Source organism: Paraburkholderia sp. BCC1876, assembly GCF_902833695.1.
GTDB lineage: Bacteria > Pseudomonadota > Gammaproteobacteria > Burkholderiales > Burkholderiaceae > Paraburkholderia.
On sequence record NZ_CADFGI010000011.1, the window covers coordinates 137,601 to 154,659 of the forward strand.

12 protein-coding genes are annotated in these 17,059 nt (G+C 64.1%); 8 read left to right on the top strand and 4 right to left on the bottom strand.

The annotated features are described in order from the left end of the window. Nucleotides 1-13: 13 nt before the first annotated feature. The 7 genes from tssC to tssA all read left to right on the top strand — a co-directional run bounded on the left by tssC (nucleotide 14) and on the right by tssA (nucleotide 9,622). On the top strand, nucleotides 14-1,504 hold the full coding sequence (gene tssC, locus HWY05_RS30995; RefSeq protein ID WP_035556623.1) for a type VI secretion system contractile sheath large subunit: 1,491 nt from the start codon (nucleotides 14-16) through the stop codon (nucleotides 1,502-1,504). 74 nt (nucleotides 1,505-1,578) lie between these two features. Continuing rightward, nucleotides 1,579-2,082 (top strand): type VI secretion system tube protein Hcp, encoded by a 504-nt coding sequence (locus HWY05_RS31000; RefSeq protein WP_035556626.1) that lies wholly within the window; start codon nucleotides 1,579-1,581, stop codon nucleotides 2,080-2,082. Nucleotides 2,083-2,167: 85 nt separating this feature from the next. Beyond that, nucleotides 2,168-2,647 carry a type VI secretion system baseplate subunit TssE gene (tssE, locus tag HWY05_RS31005; RefSeq protein ID WP_035556629.1) on the top strand — a complete coding sequence of 160 codons (480 nt, stop codon included), beginning with the start codon at nucleotides 2,168-2,170 and terminating at the stop codon, nucleotides 2,645-2,647. 149 nt (nucleotides 2,648-2,796) lie between these two features. Continuing rightward, complete coding sequence (gene tssF, locus HWY05_RS31010) at nucleotides 2,797-4,632, top strand: type VI secretion system baseplate subunit TssF (protein ID WP_176060716.1); 1,836 nt, start codon at nucleotides 2,797-2,799, stop codon at nucleotides 4,630-4,632. Further along, nucleotides 4,596-5,705, top strand: coding sequence for a type VI secretion system baseplate subunit TssG (gene tssG, locus HWY05_RS31015; RefSeq protein WP_035556633.1), 1,110 nt, complete (start codon nucleotides 4,596-4,598; stop codon nucleotides 5,703-5,705). The genes tssF and tssG overlap by 37 nt, the downstream gene beginning before the upstream one ends. Before the next feature lie 35 nt (nucleotides 5,706-5,740). Further along, nucleotides 5,741-8,434, top strand: a complete 2,694-nt coding sequence (gene tssH, locus HWY05_RS31020; protein ID WP_176060717.1) for a type VI secretion system ATPase TssH — start codon at nucleotides 5,741-5,743, stop codon at nucleotides 8,432-8,434. An 81-nt stretch (nucleotides 8,435-8,515) separates the two neighbouring features. Next, nucleotides 8,516-9,622, top strand: coding sequence for a type VI secretion system protein TssA (gene tssA, locus HWY05_RS31025; protein WP_176060718.1), 1,107 nt, complete (start codon nucleotides 8,516-8,518; stop codon nucleotides 9,620-9,622). 4 nt (nucleotides 9,623-9,626) lie between these two features. Here the strand turns inward: tssA and HWY05_RS31030 are convergent, their stop codons facing one another. Further along, entirely contained in the window at nucleotides 9,627-10,586 is a 960-nt protein-coding gene (locus HWY05_RS31030) for a helix-turn-helix domain-containing protein (protein WP_035556643.1), read from the bottom strand. Nucleotides 10,587-10,698: 112 nt separating this feature from the next. Between HWY05_RS31030 and HWY05_RS31035 the strand changes: the two genes are divergently transcribed. After that, nucleotides 10,699-11,004, top strand: coding sequence for an antibiotic biosynthesis monooxygenase (locus HWY05_RS31035; RefSeq protein ID WP_035556646.1), 306 nt, complete (start codon nucleotides 10,699-10,701; stop codon nucleotides 11,002-11,004). Nucleotides 11,005-11,109: 105 nt separating this feature from the next. On the opposite strand, the gene HWY05_RS31040 is transcribed toward HWY05_RS31035, so the two are convergent. The 3 genes from HWY05_RS31040 to tssM are packed head-to-tail and all read right to left on the bottom strand — an operon-like array spanning nucleotide 11,110 to nucleotide 16,974. Next, nucleotides 11,110-12,102, bottom strand: a complete 993-nt coding sequence (locus tag HWY05_RS31040) for an OmpA family protein (RefSeq protein WP_176060719.1) — start codon at nucleotides 12,100-12,102, stop codon at nucleotides 11,110-11,112. Between the two features lie 4 nt (nucleotides 12,103-12,106). Continuing rightward, nucleotides 12,107-13,099 (bottom strand): type VI secretion system-associated protein TagF, encoded by a 993-nt coding sequence (tagF, locus tag HWY05_RS31045; protein ID WP_035556651.1) that lies wholly within the window; start codon nucleotides 13,097-13,099, stop codon nucleotides 12,107-12,109. Beyond that, entirely contained in the window at nucleotides 13,096-16,974 is a 3,879-nt protein-coding gene (gene tssM / locus HWY05_RS31050; RefSeq protein ID WP_035556654.1) for a type VI secretion system membrane subunit TssM, read from the bottom strand. The genes tagF and tssM overlap by 4 nt, the downstream gene beginning before the upstream one ends. Nucleotides 16,975-17,059 lie beyond the last annotated feature (85 nt).

The window sequence follows — 17,059 nt, forward strand, 5'->3', positions numbered from 1 at the left end:
TACGGGGTGTGAGATGAACCAGCAAACGGCAGCAGCCCAACTCGCCACCGCACAAGGCGGCACGGAATCCACGCTGCTCGACCAGATCGTCGAGAAAAGCCGCGTGGCGAAGTCCGAGTCCGAACACGCGCGGGCGAAAGACCTGATCGGCGAACTCGTGCGCGAAGTGCTCGACGGCACGGTGGTGGTGTCCGACAACCTGTCGGCCACGATCGACGCGCGCGTCGCGGAACTCGATCGCCTGATTTCCACGCAGCTGAGCGCGGTGATGCACGCGCCGCAATTCCAGCGCATGGAAAGCACGTGGCGCGGTCTCGACTACCTGTGCAAGGAAAGCAACACCGGCAACACGGTCAAGATCAAGGCGCTGCATGCGCCCAAGCGCGATCTGGTGCGCGACTTCAAGACCGCGATCGAATTCGATCAGAGCGCGCTCTTCAAGAAGGTCTACGAAGAAGAATTCGGCACCTTCGGCGGTTCGCCGTTCGGCACGATCATCGGCGACTTCGAAGTGACGCGTCAGCCGGAAGACATGTACTTCATCGAGCAGATGTCGCACGTCGCGGCGGCCGCGCATGCGCCGTTCATCGCGTCGGCGTCGCCCGAACTGATGGGTCTCGAAAGCTTCGCCGATCTCGGCAAGCCGCGCGACCTCGGCAAGGTGTTCGACACGGTCGAATACGCCAAGTGGAAATCGTTCCGCGACGCTGAAGACTCGCGCTACGTCGGTCTGACGTTGCCGCGTTTTCTCGGCCGTCTGCCGTTCAATCCGAAAGACGGCGCCACGGCGGAAGGCTTCAACTTCGTCGAGGAAGTGGACGGCACCGATCACAGCAAGTACCTCTGGTGTAACGCGGCATGGGCGTTCGCTGCCCGCCTGACCGCGGCATTCGACGACTTCGGCTGGTGCGCGGCGATTCGCGGCGTGGAAGGCGGCGGTCTGGTCGAAGATCTGCCCACTCACACCTTCAAGACCGACGACGGCGAAGTCGCGCTGAAATGCCCGACCGAAATCGCGATTACCGATCGCCGTGAAAAAGAACTGAGCGACCTCGGTTTCATTCCGCTCGTGCACTGCAAGAACTCGGACTACGCCGCGTTCTTCGCCGCGCAATCGGTGCAGAAGCCGAAGAAGTACAGCACCGACAGCGCTAACGCGAATGCCGTGCTGTCCGCGCAGTTGCAATACATCTTCTCGGTGTCGCGCGTCGCGCACTACCTGAAGGCGATGATGCGCGACAAGATCGGCAGTTTCGCGTCGGCGCAGAACGTCGAAGTTTTCCTGAACCGTTGGATCTCGCAATACGTGCTGCTCGACGATAACGCGACCCAGGAACAGAAGGCGCAGTTCCCGCTGCGCGAGGCATCGATTCAGGTCTCGGAGATTCCGGGCAAGCCTGGTGTGTATCGTTCGGTCGCGTTCCTGCGTCCGCACTTTCAACTGGACGAGCTGTCGATCTCTTTGCGGCTTGTCGCTGACCTGCCGAAACCGGCAAATTCATAAACGAAAGTCCAGAAAACCCGTGCGGGCCGCACGGGTTAGCTGTTAAAACCACCTCTTTGGGGAGTCGATGAGTTATGAAGGATATCTATTTAAAATTCGGCAATCCGGCGATCAAAGGCGAGTCCGCCGATAAAGATCACGCTGGTTGGATCGAAATTGATTCGTGGAGCCACTCGATTACGCAACCGCGTTCGGCGACGGCTTCCACGGCCGGTGGTCACACGTCCGAGCGTTGCGAGCATTCGGACATGCAGTTCACGAAAGACATCGACGTGGTCAGCCCGTTGATCTATCAACACGCATCGGGCGGCACGACGTTCGACGAAGTCACGATCGACTTCATGCGTTCGGATGGTGAAGGCAACCGCATCAAGTACCTGGAAGTGAAACTCAAGTACGTGATCATTTCGAGCGCCACGCCGAGCGTGGTGGGCGAAGGCCTGCCGACCGAACAGTTCTCGCTGAAGTACGCTGCCGTGCAGTGGAAGTACACGCAGCAAAAGATCGGCGGCAACCAGGGCGGCAACGCGCAAGGCGCGTGGAGCCTGACGAAGAACGACAAGACGTACGCGGTCTGATGTCGCGGCGCGGGCGGCATGCCCGGCGTGAAAACGCCGGCGTGCGCCGCCCGCGCCTCGCATCGGCCGGATTCTTCGGACTCTGATGAAACGCTTCGAACCCAGCTTTCTCGACAAGCTGTTCGACGACGAACCGCATCTGCCGGCGTCCCCGGCGATGCGGCAATTGTCGTTGGAAGAATTGAAGAGCACCGTCGCACGCGACGTGGAAGCGATCCTGAATACACGGATCGCGCTGACCGAGCACGAGCTCGCGGCGCTGCCGGAATGTCAGCAATCGGTGCTCACGTACGGGCTGAACGATTTCGCGGGCCTGAGTCTCGCGAGCCATTACGACCGCACGTTTATTTGCAAATCGATTCAACAGGCCATCGCGCGGCATGAGCCGCGCCTGCAGCAGGTGGTGGTCTCGCTCGAATTGAACGAACAATCCACCAATGCGCTGAACTTTGCGATTCAGGCGCTGCTGGTGGTCCACCCGGCGGAAGAACCGGTGAGTTTCGACGCCATGTTGCAGCCGTCCACCTTGCAGTACTCGGTGACGCGCGCTCGCGCGAAGCTGTAGCGGCGGCACATGGCAGCACGCGGCAGCATACGGCTGCACGTGTGCCGTATGAGTGTTTAGCAGTATCTTGAGTAGCGCCTCGCCGCCGCCGTTACGCGCAACGGCATGATGAGACGGGGCGCGGAAGGTTCAGGTCCGGGGATAGATCGATGGAAGAATTGCTGCCGTATTACGAGCGCGAATTATCATTTCTGCGGCGCTATTCGCGCGATTTCGCCGAGCGCTATCCGAAGATCGCGGCGCGTCTGGCCATGTCCGGCGAGCACTGCGAAGACCCGCACGTCGAGCGGATGATCGAGTCGTTCGCGCTGCTCGGCGCGCGCATCAACAAGAAACTCGACGACGATTACCCCGAATTCACCGAAGCGCTGCTGGAAGTGCTGTATCCGCACTACCTGCGGCCGTTTCCGTCATGTTCGATCGCGCAGTTGGGCACCTCGGCGGCACTTAGCCATCTGACCGAGCCGGTGCTGATCGAACGCGGCACCGAACTGAAGTCGCGCCCGATTCGCGGCGTGCAATGCCGGTTCCGCACCGCTTACGACGTCACGCTCGCGCCGATCCGCATCTCGGAGGCGAAGTACACGTCGGTAGCCATGGCGCCGAGCGCGACCGTGCTGCCGGGCAACGCCACGGCGATCGTGTCGATCACGTTCGAATCCACCGCGCCGCTCGATCTGTCGGCGTTGAAGCTGGGCACGCTGCGTGCGCATCTGCACGGCGAGCAGTCGTTTATCGCGGCGCTGTCGGACTGCCTGTTCGTCAACGCGATGGCCACGTATGTGGAAGCCGACCGGCGCGGCGTGTGGACCCCGCTGCGCGTGTCGCCGCTCGTCCAGGCGGGCTTCGACGAAGACGACGCGCTAATCGACTATCCGGCCAAATCGCATCCGGCCTACCGGTTGCTGACCGAATACTTCGCGTTTCCCGAGAAATTTAATTTCGCGGACTTCGATCTGGCCGCGATGACGCGCGCCAGCGGCCGCTGCCAGCGTCTGACGCTGCATGTGGTGCTCAAGGAAGTGCGCAGCGATTCGCACATGGCGCGCCTGCTCGATTCGTTGTCCGCGCATCATTTCCGGTTGTTCTGTTCGCCGGTGGTGAATCTGTTCGAGCAGCACGGCGAGCCGATCCGGATCAGCCATCAGGCGATTTCGTATCCGGTGATCGCGGAATCGCGCCGCGCCTTCGCCTACGAGGTCTATTCGATCGACTCGGTGAAACTCGTCAGGCAGCAGGCGCATGAGGAGTCGGTGATCGAGTTCCGGCCGTTCTACTCGCTGCATCACGGCGAAGCGGCGCGCGCCGGTCATTACTGGTTCGCGCGCCGCAACGACTGGGTTGCGCAGAAAAGCCCCGGCTACGAGACGGAAATCTCGATCGTCGATATCGACTTCGAACCCGCCGCGCCGCAAACGGATACCTTGAGTCTCGATCTGACCTGCACGAATCGCGACTTGCCCGCCGGCCTCGCGGTCGGGCTGGAAGGCGGCGATCTGTATCTCGAAGGCGGCTCGTTGACCGGCAGCATTTCGATGCTGCGCCGGCCCACGCCGAGCGTGCGTTTCGAGCGCGGGCGCGCGTCGCATTGGCGGCTGATTTCGCATCTGGCGTTGAATCATGTGTCGCTGGCCAATAGCGGTCTGTCGGCGCTGAAGGAAATGCTGGTGCTCTACGATTTGCGGCGCACGGCGGTGTCGGCGCGGCATATCGACGGACTGGTCGGCATTGAACAGCGCGCGGCGGTGCAGTGGCTGCCGGGCAAGCCGTTCGCCACCTTCGTGCGCGGCATCGAGATTCGTTTGACGATCGACGAAGAGCATTTCGTCGGCACGAGTCTCGCTTCGTTCGTGCGGGTCATCGATACCTTTTTTGGGCTGTACGTGCATCTGAACAGCTTTGTGCAACTGGTCGTCGTGTCGAAGCGCACGGGCGAGGAGATTCTGCGATGCAAACCGCGCAGCGGCGAGTCGATCCTGGCGTAATCGAGCAACTGCTCGACGAGCCGCATCGCTTCGAATTTTTTCAGGCGGTGCGGATCCTCGAGAAGTGGTTCGCACAACAGGCGCCGTCAAACAATGGGCATTCGGGCAACCGGCGGCCCGGCGAAATCGTCGCGCAGCGCATTGCGTTTCGCAACACGCTGTCCATGTCGTTTCCGCCGAGCGAGATTCACAGCGCGCAGTCTTACGGCGACGAAGGCGCGCCGCTGAAAGACAAGGCGCAGCGCAGCGCGGCGCTCGCGGATGGTTCGCTGGAGAAGGTGGATATCACGCCGGCGTTCTTCGGGCTGCTCGGCGGGCAGGGCGCGTTGCCGCTGCATTACACCGAGCAGATCGTGGCGCGCGAGCATATCAAGCGGGACCGCGCCGCGCGTGAATTCTTCGACGTGTTCTCGAACCGCGCGACCGCGCTGTTCTACGCGGCATGGAAGAAGTATCGCCTGCCGTTTCACTACGAGCTGGATCGCGACGAACGCTATCTGCCGCTGTTGCTGGCGCTGGCCGGCGTCGCCGACGACGACACGCGCAACAGCCTGCAAAGCGGCGACGGCGCGCTGTTCGACGAAGCGATTGCCGGCTACGCGCTGGCCGCGCGGCATCGGCCGGTGTCGGCGGCGTATTTGCAGCGCACGCTGTCGGAGTACTTCAAGGTGCGGGTGCGGGTCGAGCAGTTCATCGGCAAATGGTACGACGTGCCGCCCGATCAACTGACCGTGCTCGGCAGCGTCAACGCAACGCTCGGCGCCACCGCGCTGGCGGGCGAACGCGTCTGGCAGCGCGACATGCGGGCTCGTCTCGTGATCGGGCCGCTCGACAAGGCCGATTACGAAGCCTTCCTGCCCGGCGCCGACCGCGCCGTTGCGCTGGAGCGCATGCTGACGTTGCTGGCCGGCGTCACGCTCGAATACGAAGTCTCGCTGGTGCTGCGCCGCAAGGAAGTGGGGCCGAGCCAGTTGAGCAAGGGCGCGCGTCTCGGTTGGGACGCGTTCCTGTGCACGCGGGAAGCCGACCGTGACCGGGCGGACGCCCGCTACGAATTGCACGTGATTCACTGACCACAACGATAGAACCTGGACCCGGATCGCACGACATGAGCACGTCCCTCAACACCCTGATCGCCAAACTGAATCCGACCTGCCGGCAAGCGGCTTTGCTGGCGGCGAACAACTGTCTCGCGCGCGGTCACTACGAGGTCGACCTCGAGCATCTGCTGCTGGCGCTGCTGGATGAATCGGCGAGCGACGTCGCGCTCGTGCTGCGGGCGAGCAGGATCGACCCGCATGCGTTGCGCGCGGATCTCGAACGCGAATTGCAGCGGCTGAAAACCGGTAATACGCGCACGCCGGTGTTCTCGAAGCATCTGATCGACCTGCTCGAACAGGCGTGGCTGATTGCGTCGCTCGATTCGCAGATTGGCCGGATCCGCTCGGGGCATTTGTTGCTGGCGCTGCTGAGCGCACCGGATCTCGCGCAGTTTGCCGAGCGCATGTCGCCGTTGCTGCGCGACGTGCGCGTGACCGATCTGAAGCACAAGTTCGACGAACTCACCGCGGGCTCGCGCGAAGCGGAACGCAGCAGCGCGGCCGACAGCGCCAGTGACGACGCGAGCGATATCGCGGCGAACGAAGGCGTGCCCGGCGCACCGTCGAAGACGCCCGCGCTCGACACCTACACCAGCAATCTCACGCAGCGCGCGCGGGACGGCAAGATCGATCCGGTGATTGGCCGCGAAGCCGAAATTCGCCAGACCATCGACATCCTCATGCGTCGTCGCCAGAACAACCCGATCATGACCGGCGAGGCGGGCGTCGGCAAAACGGCCGTGGTGGAAGGTCTCGCGCTGCGCATCGCCGCCGACGACGTGCCCGTGCCGCTCAAAGGCGTGGCGTTGCACGTGCTCGACATGGGTCTGCTGCAAGCCGGCGCGAGCGTGAAGGGCGAGTTTGAAAACCGCCTGAAGAACGTGATCGACGAGGTCAAGAAGAGCCCGCATCCGATCATTCTGTTTATCGACGAGGCGCATACGATCATTGGCGCCGGCGGCCAGGCGGGTCAGAACGACGCGGCCAATCTGCTGAAACCGGCCTTGGCGCGCGGCGAATTGCGCACGATCGCGGCGACCACGTGGAGCGAGTACAAGAAGTACTTCGAGAAAGACGCAGCGCTCGCGCGGCGTTTCCAGGTCGTGAAGATCGAGGAACCAAACGAGACGCTCGCCGCGGCGATGCTGCGCGGCATGGCGGCGCTGATGGAAAAGCACTTCAACGTGCGCGTGCTCGACGACGCGATCACCGAAGCAGTGCGCCTGTCGCATCGCTACATTAGCGGCCGGCAACTGCCGGACAAGGCGATCAGCGTGCTCGACACGGCCTGCGCGAAGGTGGCGCTCGCACACAGCTCGACACCAGCCGCGATCGACGACACAAAGAAAAGCCTCGAACGAATCGACACCGAAATCGCCGCGCTGGAACGCGAAGTGGTGAGTGGCGCGGTGCATGACGAGCGGCTGGCGGAGTTGCGCGCACTGCGCGAGGAAGACGTTAAAGCGCTTGCGGAAGACGAAGCCCGCTACGACAAGGAACGCGCGCTGGTCACGGAGATCGTCGGCCTGCGCGCCGAGCTCGACGCGGCCCGCGTGAGCAACGCGAGCGGCGAGCACGCGGAACACACTGACAAAGCCGGCAAAGCACAAGCCGCACGCGAAACACTCGCCGCGCGCGTTGCCGAACTGCACGCGCTGCAAGGCAGCCAGCCGATGGTGCCGCTGCAGGTGGACGGCCACGTGGTCGCGGAGATCGTCGCGGCATGGACCGGTATTCCGCTCGGTCGCATGATCAAGGACGAAATCCAGACCGTGCTGAACTTGCAGCCGTTGCTGGCTGCGCGCGTGATCGGCCAGGACCACGCGCTCGACGCGATCGCGCAGCGCGTTCGCACCGCCAGCGCCAGTCTCGAAGACCCGAACAAGCCGCGCGGCGTGTTCATGTTCGTGGGCCCGTCGGGCGTCGGCAAGACCGAGACCGCGCTGGCGCTGGCCGACGTGCTGTACGGCGGCGAGCGCAAGATGGTCACGATCAACATGAGTGAGTATCAGGAGGCGCACAGCGTCTCCGGTCTGAAAGGCTCGCCGCCGGGCTACGTGGGTTATGGCGAGGGCGGCGTGCTGACCGAGGCGGTGCGGCGCAATCCGTATTCGGTGGTGCTGCTCGACGAAGTCGAAAAGGCCCACCCCGACGTGCTCGAAATGTTCTTCCAGGTGTTCGACAAGGGCACGATGGACGACGCCGAAGGCCGCGAGATCGACTTCCGCAATACGCTGATCATTCTGACCTCGAACGTCGGCTCGCAGGCGATCATGCAGGCCTGTCTGAACAAAAGCGCGGAAGAACTGCCGGACGCGGACGAACTCGCGGAGACGTTGCGCCCGCAACTGTACAAAACGTTCAAACCGGCCTTTCTCGGCCGCATGAAAGTGGTGCCGTACTACCCGATTTCCGACGACGTGCTCGCCGAAATCATCGAACTGAAACTGGAGCGGATTCGCCGCCGCATCGAAGCGAATCACAAGGCCGTATTCGAGTGGGACGAGTCGCTGGTCGACGCCGTGCTCGCGCGTTGTACCGAGGTGGATTCGGGGGCGCGCAACGTCGACCATATTCTGAACGGCACGCTGTTGCCCGAGGTCGCACAGCAGGTACTGGAGCGCATCGCGAACGGCGCCGGGATCGAACGCATTGCGGTGCGCGCGAGCGAAGCCGGCGAGTTCGACTACACGGTCGTGTAACGAGCCGCAGCCACACCGCGGCGCGCTCACACGTTCGCCAATCTGTTTAAATGCCGTACCGGACACCTATTGCATTCTGTCATGCCGACTAATCTGGACACCCTGCTGGCGCCGCTCAGCGAGACCTCGCCGTGCGGCGACGATCTGCTGTTTTCCGCCGACTTCGACGCGATCCAGCACGCGCGCCGTTTCGAAGATCCCTCGCTCGATCAGGGCGAGTGGGTCACGGACATCAAGGAGGCCGACTGGCCGTTCGTGGTGGAGCGCACGAGCGCGTTGCTGCAAACGCAGACCAAAGACCTGCGGCTCGCCGTCTGGCTCACGGAGGCGCTCGCGCTCGAAGAGGGCATGGACGGTCTCACGCGGGGTTATACGCTGCTGACCGGGCTGTGCGAGCGCTACTGGGACACCGTGCATCCGCTGCCGGAAGGCGACGACACCGAGTATCGACTCGGCAATGTCGCGTGGCTGGTGGGGCGCACCGGCGAACTGCTGCGTGCCATGCCGCTGACCTCGTCGCAAGGTAACGCGTACAGCACGATCGATTGGGACGTGGCGACGCACGTCGCGCAAGCCGTCAAGCGCGATCCGGATCACGCGGACGAAATCGCGCGCGGCAAGCCGTCCATCGATCAGATCGAAGCGTCGAAGCGCGCCACGCCGCCGGCGTTCTACACGGCGCTGCTGGCCGATCTGAAAGCGTTCGAGGCGGCCATGCTCGCGCTCGAACAGGAACTCGACCGCCGCGCGGCCGACGCCGCGCCGAGTTTCCGTCAGGCGAAAGACGCGTATGAGAACGTCTTCCGTCTGGCCGAACGGTTTGCGCGCGAACTGGGCGTGAACGCGGAAACGTCGCCGCCCAAAGCACCCGCGCCGACCGAGCACGAACGCGCCGAGCCCACCTTCAAGACTTCACCGCAACGCGAGGAACCCGTGTTGACGACCACGCCGACCAGCCCGATTGCAGGAATCCAGAGCCGTGCGCAAGCCGTCGCGCAGTTGCGCGCGGTGGCGCGGTTCTTTCGCGGCACCGAGCCGCACAATCCGGCGGCTTACTTCGCCGAGAAAGCCGCTGAAGCCGCGGATATGCCGTTGCATCAATGGCTGTCCACGGTGGTGAAAGACGACGGCTCGCTTGCGCATATCCGCGAGTTGCTGGGCGTGAAGCCCGACGATCAGAAAAGCTAGCCGATCACGCGCCTCTGATCTCGCGTATGCCCTTACGCAACCGACGGCGCAGCAACGTGCGCAACGTGACGCCGTCGGCGTAGCCCACCATGTCGGCAATCCTGTCGACGCTGTTGCTGCTGGTCTTCAGCAGATGCACGGCACGCTCGATGCGCAGGTCCTGCACATGCGAGACCGGCGTCTTGCCCAGCACGTCGCGAACGCGCCGCGCCAGCGTGCGCTTGCTGGTGGCCAGCTCACTGGCGGCGGCATCCAGATTGAAACCCTTGTCGAGATGTGCGCGCGCCCAGCGGTCGAAACGCTCGACCAGCGGATCGGCGTGAGAAAGGTGATCCGAAATGATGTACGCCGACTGCGACGGCCGCGAGTCGACCACCAGGTAATTCGCCACCAGCGTGGCCAGTTCGGGACTGGTCTGGCGAATCAGCCATAGCGTCATGTCGATGTGGCTGAACGCGGCGCCCGCCGTCACGAACTGTCCGGAGTTGACGAGCATATGGCTCGTGTCGAGACGCACGGACGGATAGCGTTGACGAAACAGCGGCGCCAGCCACCACGTGGTGGTGGCGTTGTGCTGCGCCAGCAAGCCGCTTTCAGCCAGCACGAACGTACCGACGCACGCCGCGGCGATGCGCACGCCCGTCTCCGCCCAGCCACGCAGTGCCACGGCGGCTTCGGCCACGTCCGCGCGCGCCAGCGCCGCCTGCAGCGACTCGGGCATCTTGTAGCCGAGCGCCGGCACGATCACCAGATCCGGCGCCGGGCAGTCCGCCAGCGGCCGCACGGGAACGCTCAGGCCTTGCGCGCTTTTGACCTTGCGACGCACGCCGGCGACCGAAACCTGAAACGGTTCGCCCGGCCACGCCTGCAATGCGGAGAGTTCGTTCGCCGTGGTCAACGCATCCAGCACGATGGCGAGTCCCGTGTCGAATACGCCTTCCAGCGCCAGCACCGTGATATTCATGGCTCGATCGATACCAAAGATGTCAATCGTGCCAGCATCCCAGATGCCTTCCGCGCTGTAAAGTGGGATCGGTCGCAAGCGTTGCGATCCCACTCACTCGGAGAGACTCATCATGATCAAGTACGCACTGTTCGCGCGCTTTGAAGCGAAGCCCGGCAAGGAAGCAGACGTGGCGGCTTTTCTGGAAAAAGGGCTGGAGCTGGCGAATCAGGAAACCACCACGCCGATCTGGTTTGCGTTGAAATTGTCGGATCGTGTGTTCGGTGTGTTCGACGCGTTCCAAGACGAAGCGGGCCGCGACGCGCATCTGAGTGGGCCGATCGCCAAGGCGTTGATGGGCAGCGCCGACGAGTTGTTCGTGGCGCCGCCGGAGATCGCGAAGATCGAGGTGCTTGGGCTGAAGAATCAGGCGGTGTAAACCTGCGTCACGCCGCGCCCGAAACCGGGCGGGGCGGATTGGCCTGACCGGCGTGGGTACGCGGCGATGCCGCCACGCCGCACCGCACCGCACTGCACTGCGCTGTTACGACCCCGCGCGGAACTCGATGCGCCGGTTCCTCGCGCGTCCATCTGTCGAATCGTTCGATGCGATCGGCTGATCCGGACCGACGCCGGTGGTCGTCATCTGCTGCGGGGAGATACCCTTGGCGACCAGATAGCCCTTCACCGCATCCGCGCGCGCCTGGCTCAGCGCGATATTCGACGAGCGATTACCCGAGTTGTCGGTGTGACCGATGATCGCCACGGTTCGGGTCGTCATCTTCTGCATGGCGGCTGCCATCTGATCGAGAATCAGCCGGCCTTGCGGCGTGAGCGTCGCGCTGCCGGTTTCGAATTCGATCGTGCGGTTGGCCAGCGTCTGATCGAGCAGCCCCTGTTCGGACGCGCTCACGCGCAGTCCGTTCTTGATCGTGTAGGTCGGGTTCAGCGCATTCGCCATGTCGCTCGCGAGTTGCTGGCGCTGCGATTCGTTATGCACTTCGCCCTTTACGTCGATCTGCGTGCCGTCGATCTTCAACTGGCCTTTGCTGATCTGCTTCAACTGCGGGCCGATCAGTTTTTGCACGTTGGCCGACCAGTTGGGCGGCGTCGCGACGTCGGCCACTTCGATCTGATCGACCACATTGGCCGCGCCATACGTGTCGCGCAGTTTCGCGAGCACGGCCGCCTTGGTCGCTTCGTCGGGCACCTTGCCGCCGACCACCACCTGACCCGGCGTTGCATTGGCGGGCGGCGGCGCAGCGGTGATCGCGCCGGTGCCGGCGCCGGTCGTGCCGCTGGCGAGGCCCGCGGTGGTGACTGCGGGACCGGCGGTGCCCGTTTGCGCGGACGCCGTGCCCGGCAGCACCGTAGTGTGAATCGCCATGCCGCTGTTGTCGACCGGCGTGACGCGCGCCGGGCCGTCGTTGTCGGCCTGCGCGGCGGCGCTGAGCAGCAGCCCCGCGAGCAGCGCGGCCATGCGAATGCGTGGGCTGCCTGAGGTACGGGAGGTGCTTGAGGTACGTGGGTTCAGCATCGTGTCACGCTCCCGTGAAGGCTTCGCGGAACGTGTCGATGCTGACGCGCAGCGACAGTTGCGGTTGGTCGAGGTAACTGACGAGCTTGCTGATGCCATGATCGTTTTGTGCGTGTTCGTCGATCCACTCGGGATCGTCGATATCGATGTTATGTGCCGCGTACGACTGCGGATCGACCACGCTGTGCAGCGTTTTGGCCGAAGCGCCGTTAAAGCCGATGATGAGCCGCTCGCGCTCGGCAATCGTGCCGATGAAAATGGCCAGTTCGAAATCCGCCTGGGCGACGAACGGCGCGATCAGTTCGAGCCAGAACGCGGCCACCAGACTGCGGTAGAACGGGTCGTTCGGCAGCGGCAAGGTGAGCCCGCGTTCGAGATGCGACGAGCCGCTTTGCATCACCGGACGCAGCAGCGAGCCGAGCGCCAGCATCGCGCCGCGCAGACGCACCGGGTGGCCGCTCGCGAGCAGCATCTGTTCGAGACCGGCAAGTGTCTGATGCTCGACGAAGTCGTTGAACGTGCCGTCGTGCGGATTGCCGGGACCGCCGCCAATCTCGATCGGCACCATCGTCTCGCCGAGCGCCTGCAGCGCGCCGGCCGGCTCGCTCGCGCCGAGCAGCGGCTTCATTTGCGAAGCGATGCGCGACCATAGGCGCGCGAACGCGAGCGGGCTGTGCGCGAGGAAGGTCAGCGGCTTTTCGACTTCGAGCGCCGTGGCGGCGAGAAACGGAAAGCGCCGCGACGACTGGTCGTGGCTCGCCACCATGTGGCCGGCGATCGCCAGCTTGCTGCGCGAACCGAGGAACGCGAAGTGCATCGGCTTGGCGTTTTCGTAGACGATCTTCCAGCGCGGGTCGTCGGTAAGCAGTTCCATGGCTTCCGCGATCCAGCGGTCGAGCGTGGCCAGCAACTGCGGGTTATGCGCGCTCTTCACGAAATCGCCGCGCGACGGAATCTTGCCGAAATAGGCGATTTGCGCCTGGACGGTCTGCGTCATTGCGCACTCCCTGTGTTCGAAACCGCGGCAGCGGCGGTCGCCGGCGCGTTGACGGGCGCGGGGCTGGGCGCGGCGCCCGGTCCACCCGCGGCCGTTGCATTGACCGAATTGGCCGCCGCGCTCACGTCCGCCACCGACGACGGCAGACGCAGGCCGCGCAGGCTCTGTTGTTGCGGCGCGTCGCTGCTGGCGCTCGAAGCCTGCGACGTGCTGATGATGCGCATGCTGACCGCCACCGTGATATTGCCTTGGGTCCACGTCAGGTCGAAGGTGCCGTCCGGACGACGCTTGCGCTGTGCCGAGTTGATCAGCTTCTCCAGACCGTAGCGGCCCGGCTCGTTCACCAGTTGCAGCGTGCGGCCGTCGAAGGTCGTGGCGTTCAGCGTCGCGCCCGGCGAACCCGACGGATTCGGCCACACGAAGTTGGTCCACTGCGGCGGCGTATTGCGGTAACGCATCTGCTGACCGTCGATCGCGAGCGTGTATTCCGTGGTGCCGCTGCTAGGCTGCGGCAGGATCTGGAACACGGTCTGCGGTTCGGCCGAACCTTGCGCTCCCGCGCCACCACCCGCCGCACCGCCGGCAAGCGGTGCCACCCAGCGCGCGAAGCCGCTGGTGAAGTCCGGTGTCAGCGCGAGACCCATGTCGCCCCAGGTGCGTGCCGTCAGCGTGTCGCCACGGCGCACCGCGAGCGGCCCGAGGGTCGTGCCGACGAACTTGGCGATCGCGCCGTCCGGCCCGAACACCTGGGCGATTTCACTCGCACCGGCTTCGACCTTGGCGTCGCCCGCGAACGGGTACTTGGTCGCCAGCGATCCCTGGAAGGTCTGATAGACCTGCGCGTTCCACACCTTGTTGACTTCGACGCTGGCCGGCTGGATCACCACCGCGTAGGCGGCCATCAGCGGACGCACCAGCAGCGGACGCAGCGCCTTGCGTTGCGAGTCGGTGAGGCCGGTGAGCATCTGCTCGTCGACGTACTTCAGCGAATCGGCCAGTTCGGAACCGCTGCCGTCGAGCGTCTGTTGCATCAACTGACGCGCGCCCGGTCCCGGATCGCCCTGGTTCTTGATCACGTTGAAGCGCGTGCGGACCTTGGACAGCGTGTCCATATAGCCCTTGAGCATCGAGCCGTTGTCGCCGGTCTGGACGATGCGGCCCAGCGCCGAGAACTCCTGGCCGATCGGGCCCATCGGCATTTCGACCGGATTGCCGTTGATGTCGATGTTGGCGTTCAACTGACCGGTCGGCGCCCGCGAGAACAGGTTCTTGAACCAGCTGGTGGCGCCCGATTGCGCGCGCTTCAGGTTTGCGTTGAACAGCGACGGGTTATCCCACGAAGTCTGGTCGTACGCGGTTTCGAGCACCTTGCGGATCGGCGAGTCCTGCGGATCGCCGAGACGGTTCATCGCGTCCACCGCCTGGCCGAAGCTGCCGAAGTTCTGCACAGCGATGCCTTGCATGAACTTCTGCCAGTGCATGGCGTAGTCGGTCTTGTACATCGTGACGAGCGCCTTCTGGATCTGCTCGGGGCTGCCTTCCAGCGTCAGATCGTCGTGCGCGGAGGTGTTGAGCACCCAGTCTTTCGCCTGCAGTTCCTTGGTGGCGGCGTCGCGAATCGCGGGCTGCACGTACTGGAACCACGCCTCACGCGTGAAGGTGCCGGGGATCGCGTAGCTGCCCGCGACCAGCGCCGTATTGTTGTCGCCGACAATGCGGGCGATCGTCATGGGCGCGAAACGGGTCGACGCACGCGCCTTGATTTCCTCGTAGACGCGCTGACGGGCCGGCATGCCGCGCACCACGCGGCGCAGGTTTTCACGGGTCTGGTCGACCAGACCGAGGTTCTCGTCGATCATCGGCCAGTCGTCGTCGGACACGCGCGACAGGTAGAACGTGATCATGCGTTCGGCGCTGCGGATCATCTCGTCGCGCGGCATGTTGCCGCGATTCGTTTCGAGCCAGCCGCGCCAGAAGCGGGCCACCTGATCGGTCAGGTGAGCCGTTTCCACGTGACGCTTGTCGCTCAGCATCAGGTAGGTCTTGAGCGCGTTGTACGCGTCTTCCACGTTGGTGGGCGAGGCGTCGCTATACAGGCCGCCCTGGCTGTTCGCGGCCATTGCCGCATGCGCGGACACCGGCACCGCGGCCGCGTCCGGCGTGCGGTTCAGCGGTGCGAGCTGATCGGGATGCGCGTTGACGTCTTTCAGGAACGACGCGAGATTCTGCGAGACCGGGTCGAGCAGGATCTGCCGTACGCCGTTGTAGTACTCGGTGAGCAGACGCTGTTCGAGACGGTCGCCCTGATACAGACCGAGCGACACCGCGAGCGGCCGGTCGCGGCGGAACTGCTCGAGCTGGTCGATGCGGTCTTCGAGCACGTCCATGGCCTGCATGCGCGACTGCAGATCGTTACGGTTCTGCTGCAGACGCACCACGTTATCGAGGTCGGCCTGCACGTTCGCGGTGAGCTGTTCGTTGTTCACCGTGGACCACGTCCAGCCGCCGAGCGCCAGCGCCAGCACGGCCACGAAGCCGAAGAACGTCGCATAGCGCATGCGCGTTTTGGCAGGGCTCGCGAATTGCCGGACCGTCTGACGGTCGGCGAAGATCACTTTCGAGAACAGGTCGCGCAGGAAGAAGCCGTTCTTCGAGAACGCGCTATGCGGCTTGGGCAGGCTGTCGGCGCTCAGGCCGAAACGGGTGGCGATGCGGGTGGCTGCCGCGCTGTTGGTTTCGCCTTCCTGCAAGGCGCTGGTGAAGTAGAAGCCGCGGAAAATCGGCTTGTACTGGAACGGGTTGGTTTCGAACAGCGTGGCGAGGAACGCGCGCAACGCGGGCTTGATGGTCGAGAATTCGAGCGGGAAGCTCAACTGGCCCGGCGACAGCTTGTTGCCGCGATTGATCGACATCTGCGCGACGCTGATTTCTTTCAGGCCGTCGTACAGCTCTTCGAAATGCTCGTCGAACAGGCCGACCACGTCGCGCTTCTCGTCGGGCTGGTAGGGCAGGGTGGCGCCCCACACGCGGTCGTATTCGTGACGCTCGCTGCCGCTGAAAAATTCGGTGAAGCCGGTAATCAGGTCGGCCTTGGTGAACATCACGTACACCGGCGCGAACACTTCGAGCTTCTCGGTCAATTCCTGCACGCGCTGGCGCAGGTTCTTCGCGAGGTTGATCGCGAATTCGGGCTTACTGTTCGTCAGCTCGGCAATGCTCGCCGTGACGATGATGCCGTTGATCGGCGCCTTCGGCCGGAACCGCTTGAGCAGGCCGAGGAAGCCGAGCCATTCGGTGCGGTCTTCGTCGTGTACGGAATAGCGGCCGGCGGTGTCGAGCAGAATGCCTTCGGTCGTGAAGAACCAGTCGCAGTTACGCGTGCCGCCAATGCCGTGAATCACCGCGTTGTTCTTGTCGGCGAACGGGAATTGCAAACCCGAGTTCAGCACCGCGCTGCTCTTGCCGGCCGCCGGGTTGCCGATCACGATGTACCACGGCAGTTCGTACAGCGCCGAGCCGCCCGAAACCTGGCCGATCTTCGAGGTCTTGATGGTCTTTACCGCGTCGACGAGGCGCGTGCGCAGCACGTCGAGTTCCGCCTGGCGCGCGGGCGTGGGCGCCGGACCGGGCTCGGTCTGCTTCTCCGCCTGCTGCTCGAGCATTTCGCCGAGCTTGCGGTTGGCGCGCCGCGCGAGCAGGCGGCGGATCACCCAGACCAGCACGATCAGCGCGAGCACCGCGCCGAACGCGAGAGCCGGCCACATCAGGTCGACCTGCAGGGTTTCCGCGCCGACGAATAAAACAGCGGCGAGCGCGAGCAGGCCGATGATCGAGAGCGTGCGTGTATGGGTCAACACGTTGAGAATGCGTCGCATAAGCCGGTCAGGTCTTGTTGATGTGTGTTATGGCGCGGGGTGTGGCGATCAGCCAGGCGCGCGTGCGGCGTTTGAAATAAAACGA

Coding starts and splice junctions, on each gene's coding strand:
- HWY05_RS31035 (WP_035556646.1), top strand. CDS start 10,699: ATGATCAAGTACGCACTGTTCGCGCGCTTTGAAGCGAAGCCCGGCAAG.
- tssF (WP_176060716.1), top strand. CDS start 2,797: ATGGAAGAATTGCTGCCGTATTACGAGCGCGAATTATCATTTCTGCGG.
- tssA (WP_176060718.1), top strand. CDS start 8,516: ATGCCGACTAATCTGGACACCCTGCTGGCGCCGCTCAGCGAGACCTCG.
- HWY05_RS31040 (WP_176060719.1), bottom strand. CDS start 12,102: ATGCTGAACCCACGTACCTCAAGCACCTCCCGTACCTCAGGCAGCCCA.
- tssG (WP_035556633.1), top strand. CDS start 4,596: ATGCAAACCGCGCAGCGGCGAGTCGATCCTGGCGTAATCGAGCAACTG.
- tssH (WP_176060717.1), top strand. CDS start 5,741: ATGAGCACGTCCCTCAACACCCTGATCGCCAAACTGAATCCGACCTGC.
- tagF (WP_035556651.1), bottom strand. CDS start 13,099: ATGACGCAGACCGTCCAGGCGCAAATCGCCTATTTCGGCAAGATTCCG.
- HWY05_RS31000 (WP_035556626.1), top strand. CDS start 1,579: ATGAAGGATATCTATTTAAAATTCGGCAATCCGGCGATCAAAGGCGAG.
- tssM (WP_035556654.1), bottom strand. CDS start 16,974: ATGCGACGCATTCTCAACGTGTTGACCCATACACGCACGCTCTCGATC.
- tssC (WP_035556623.1), top strand. CDS start 14: ATGAACCAGCAAACGGCAGCAGCCCAACTCGCCACCGCACAAGGCGGC.
- tssE (WP_035556629.1), top strand. CDS start 2,168: ATGAAACGCTTCGAACCCAGCTTTCTCGACAAGCTGTTCGACGACGAA.
- HWY05_RS31030 (WP_035556643.1), bottom strand. CDS start 10,586: ATGAATATCACGGTGCTGGCGCTGGAAGGCGTATTCGACACGGGACTC.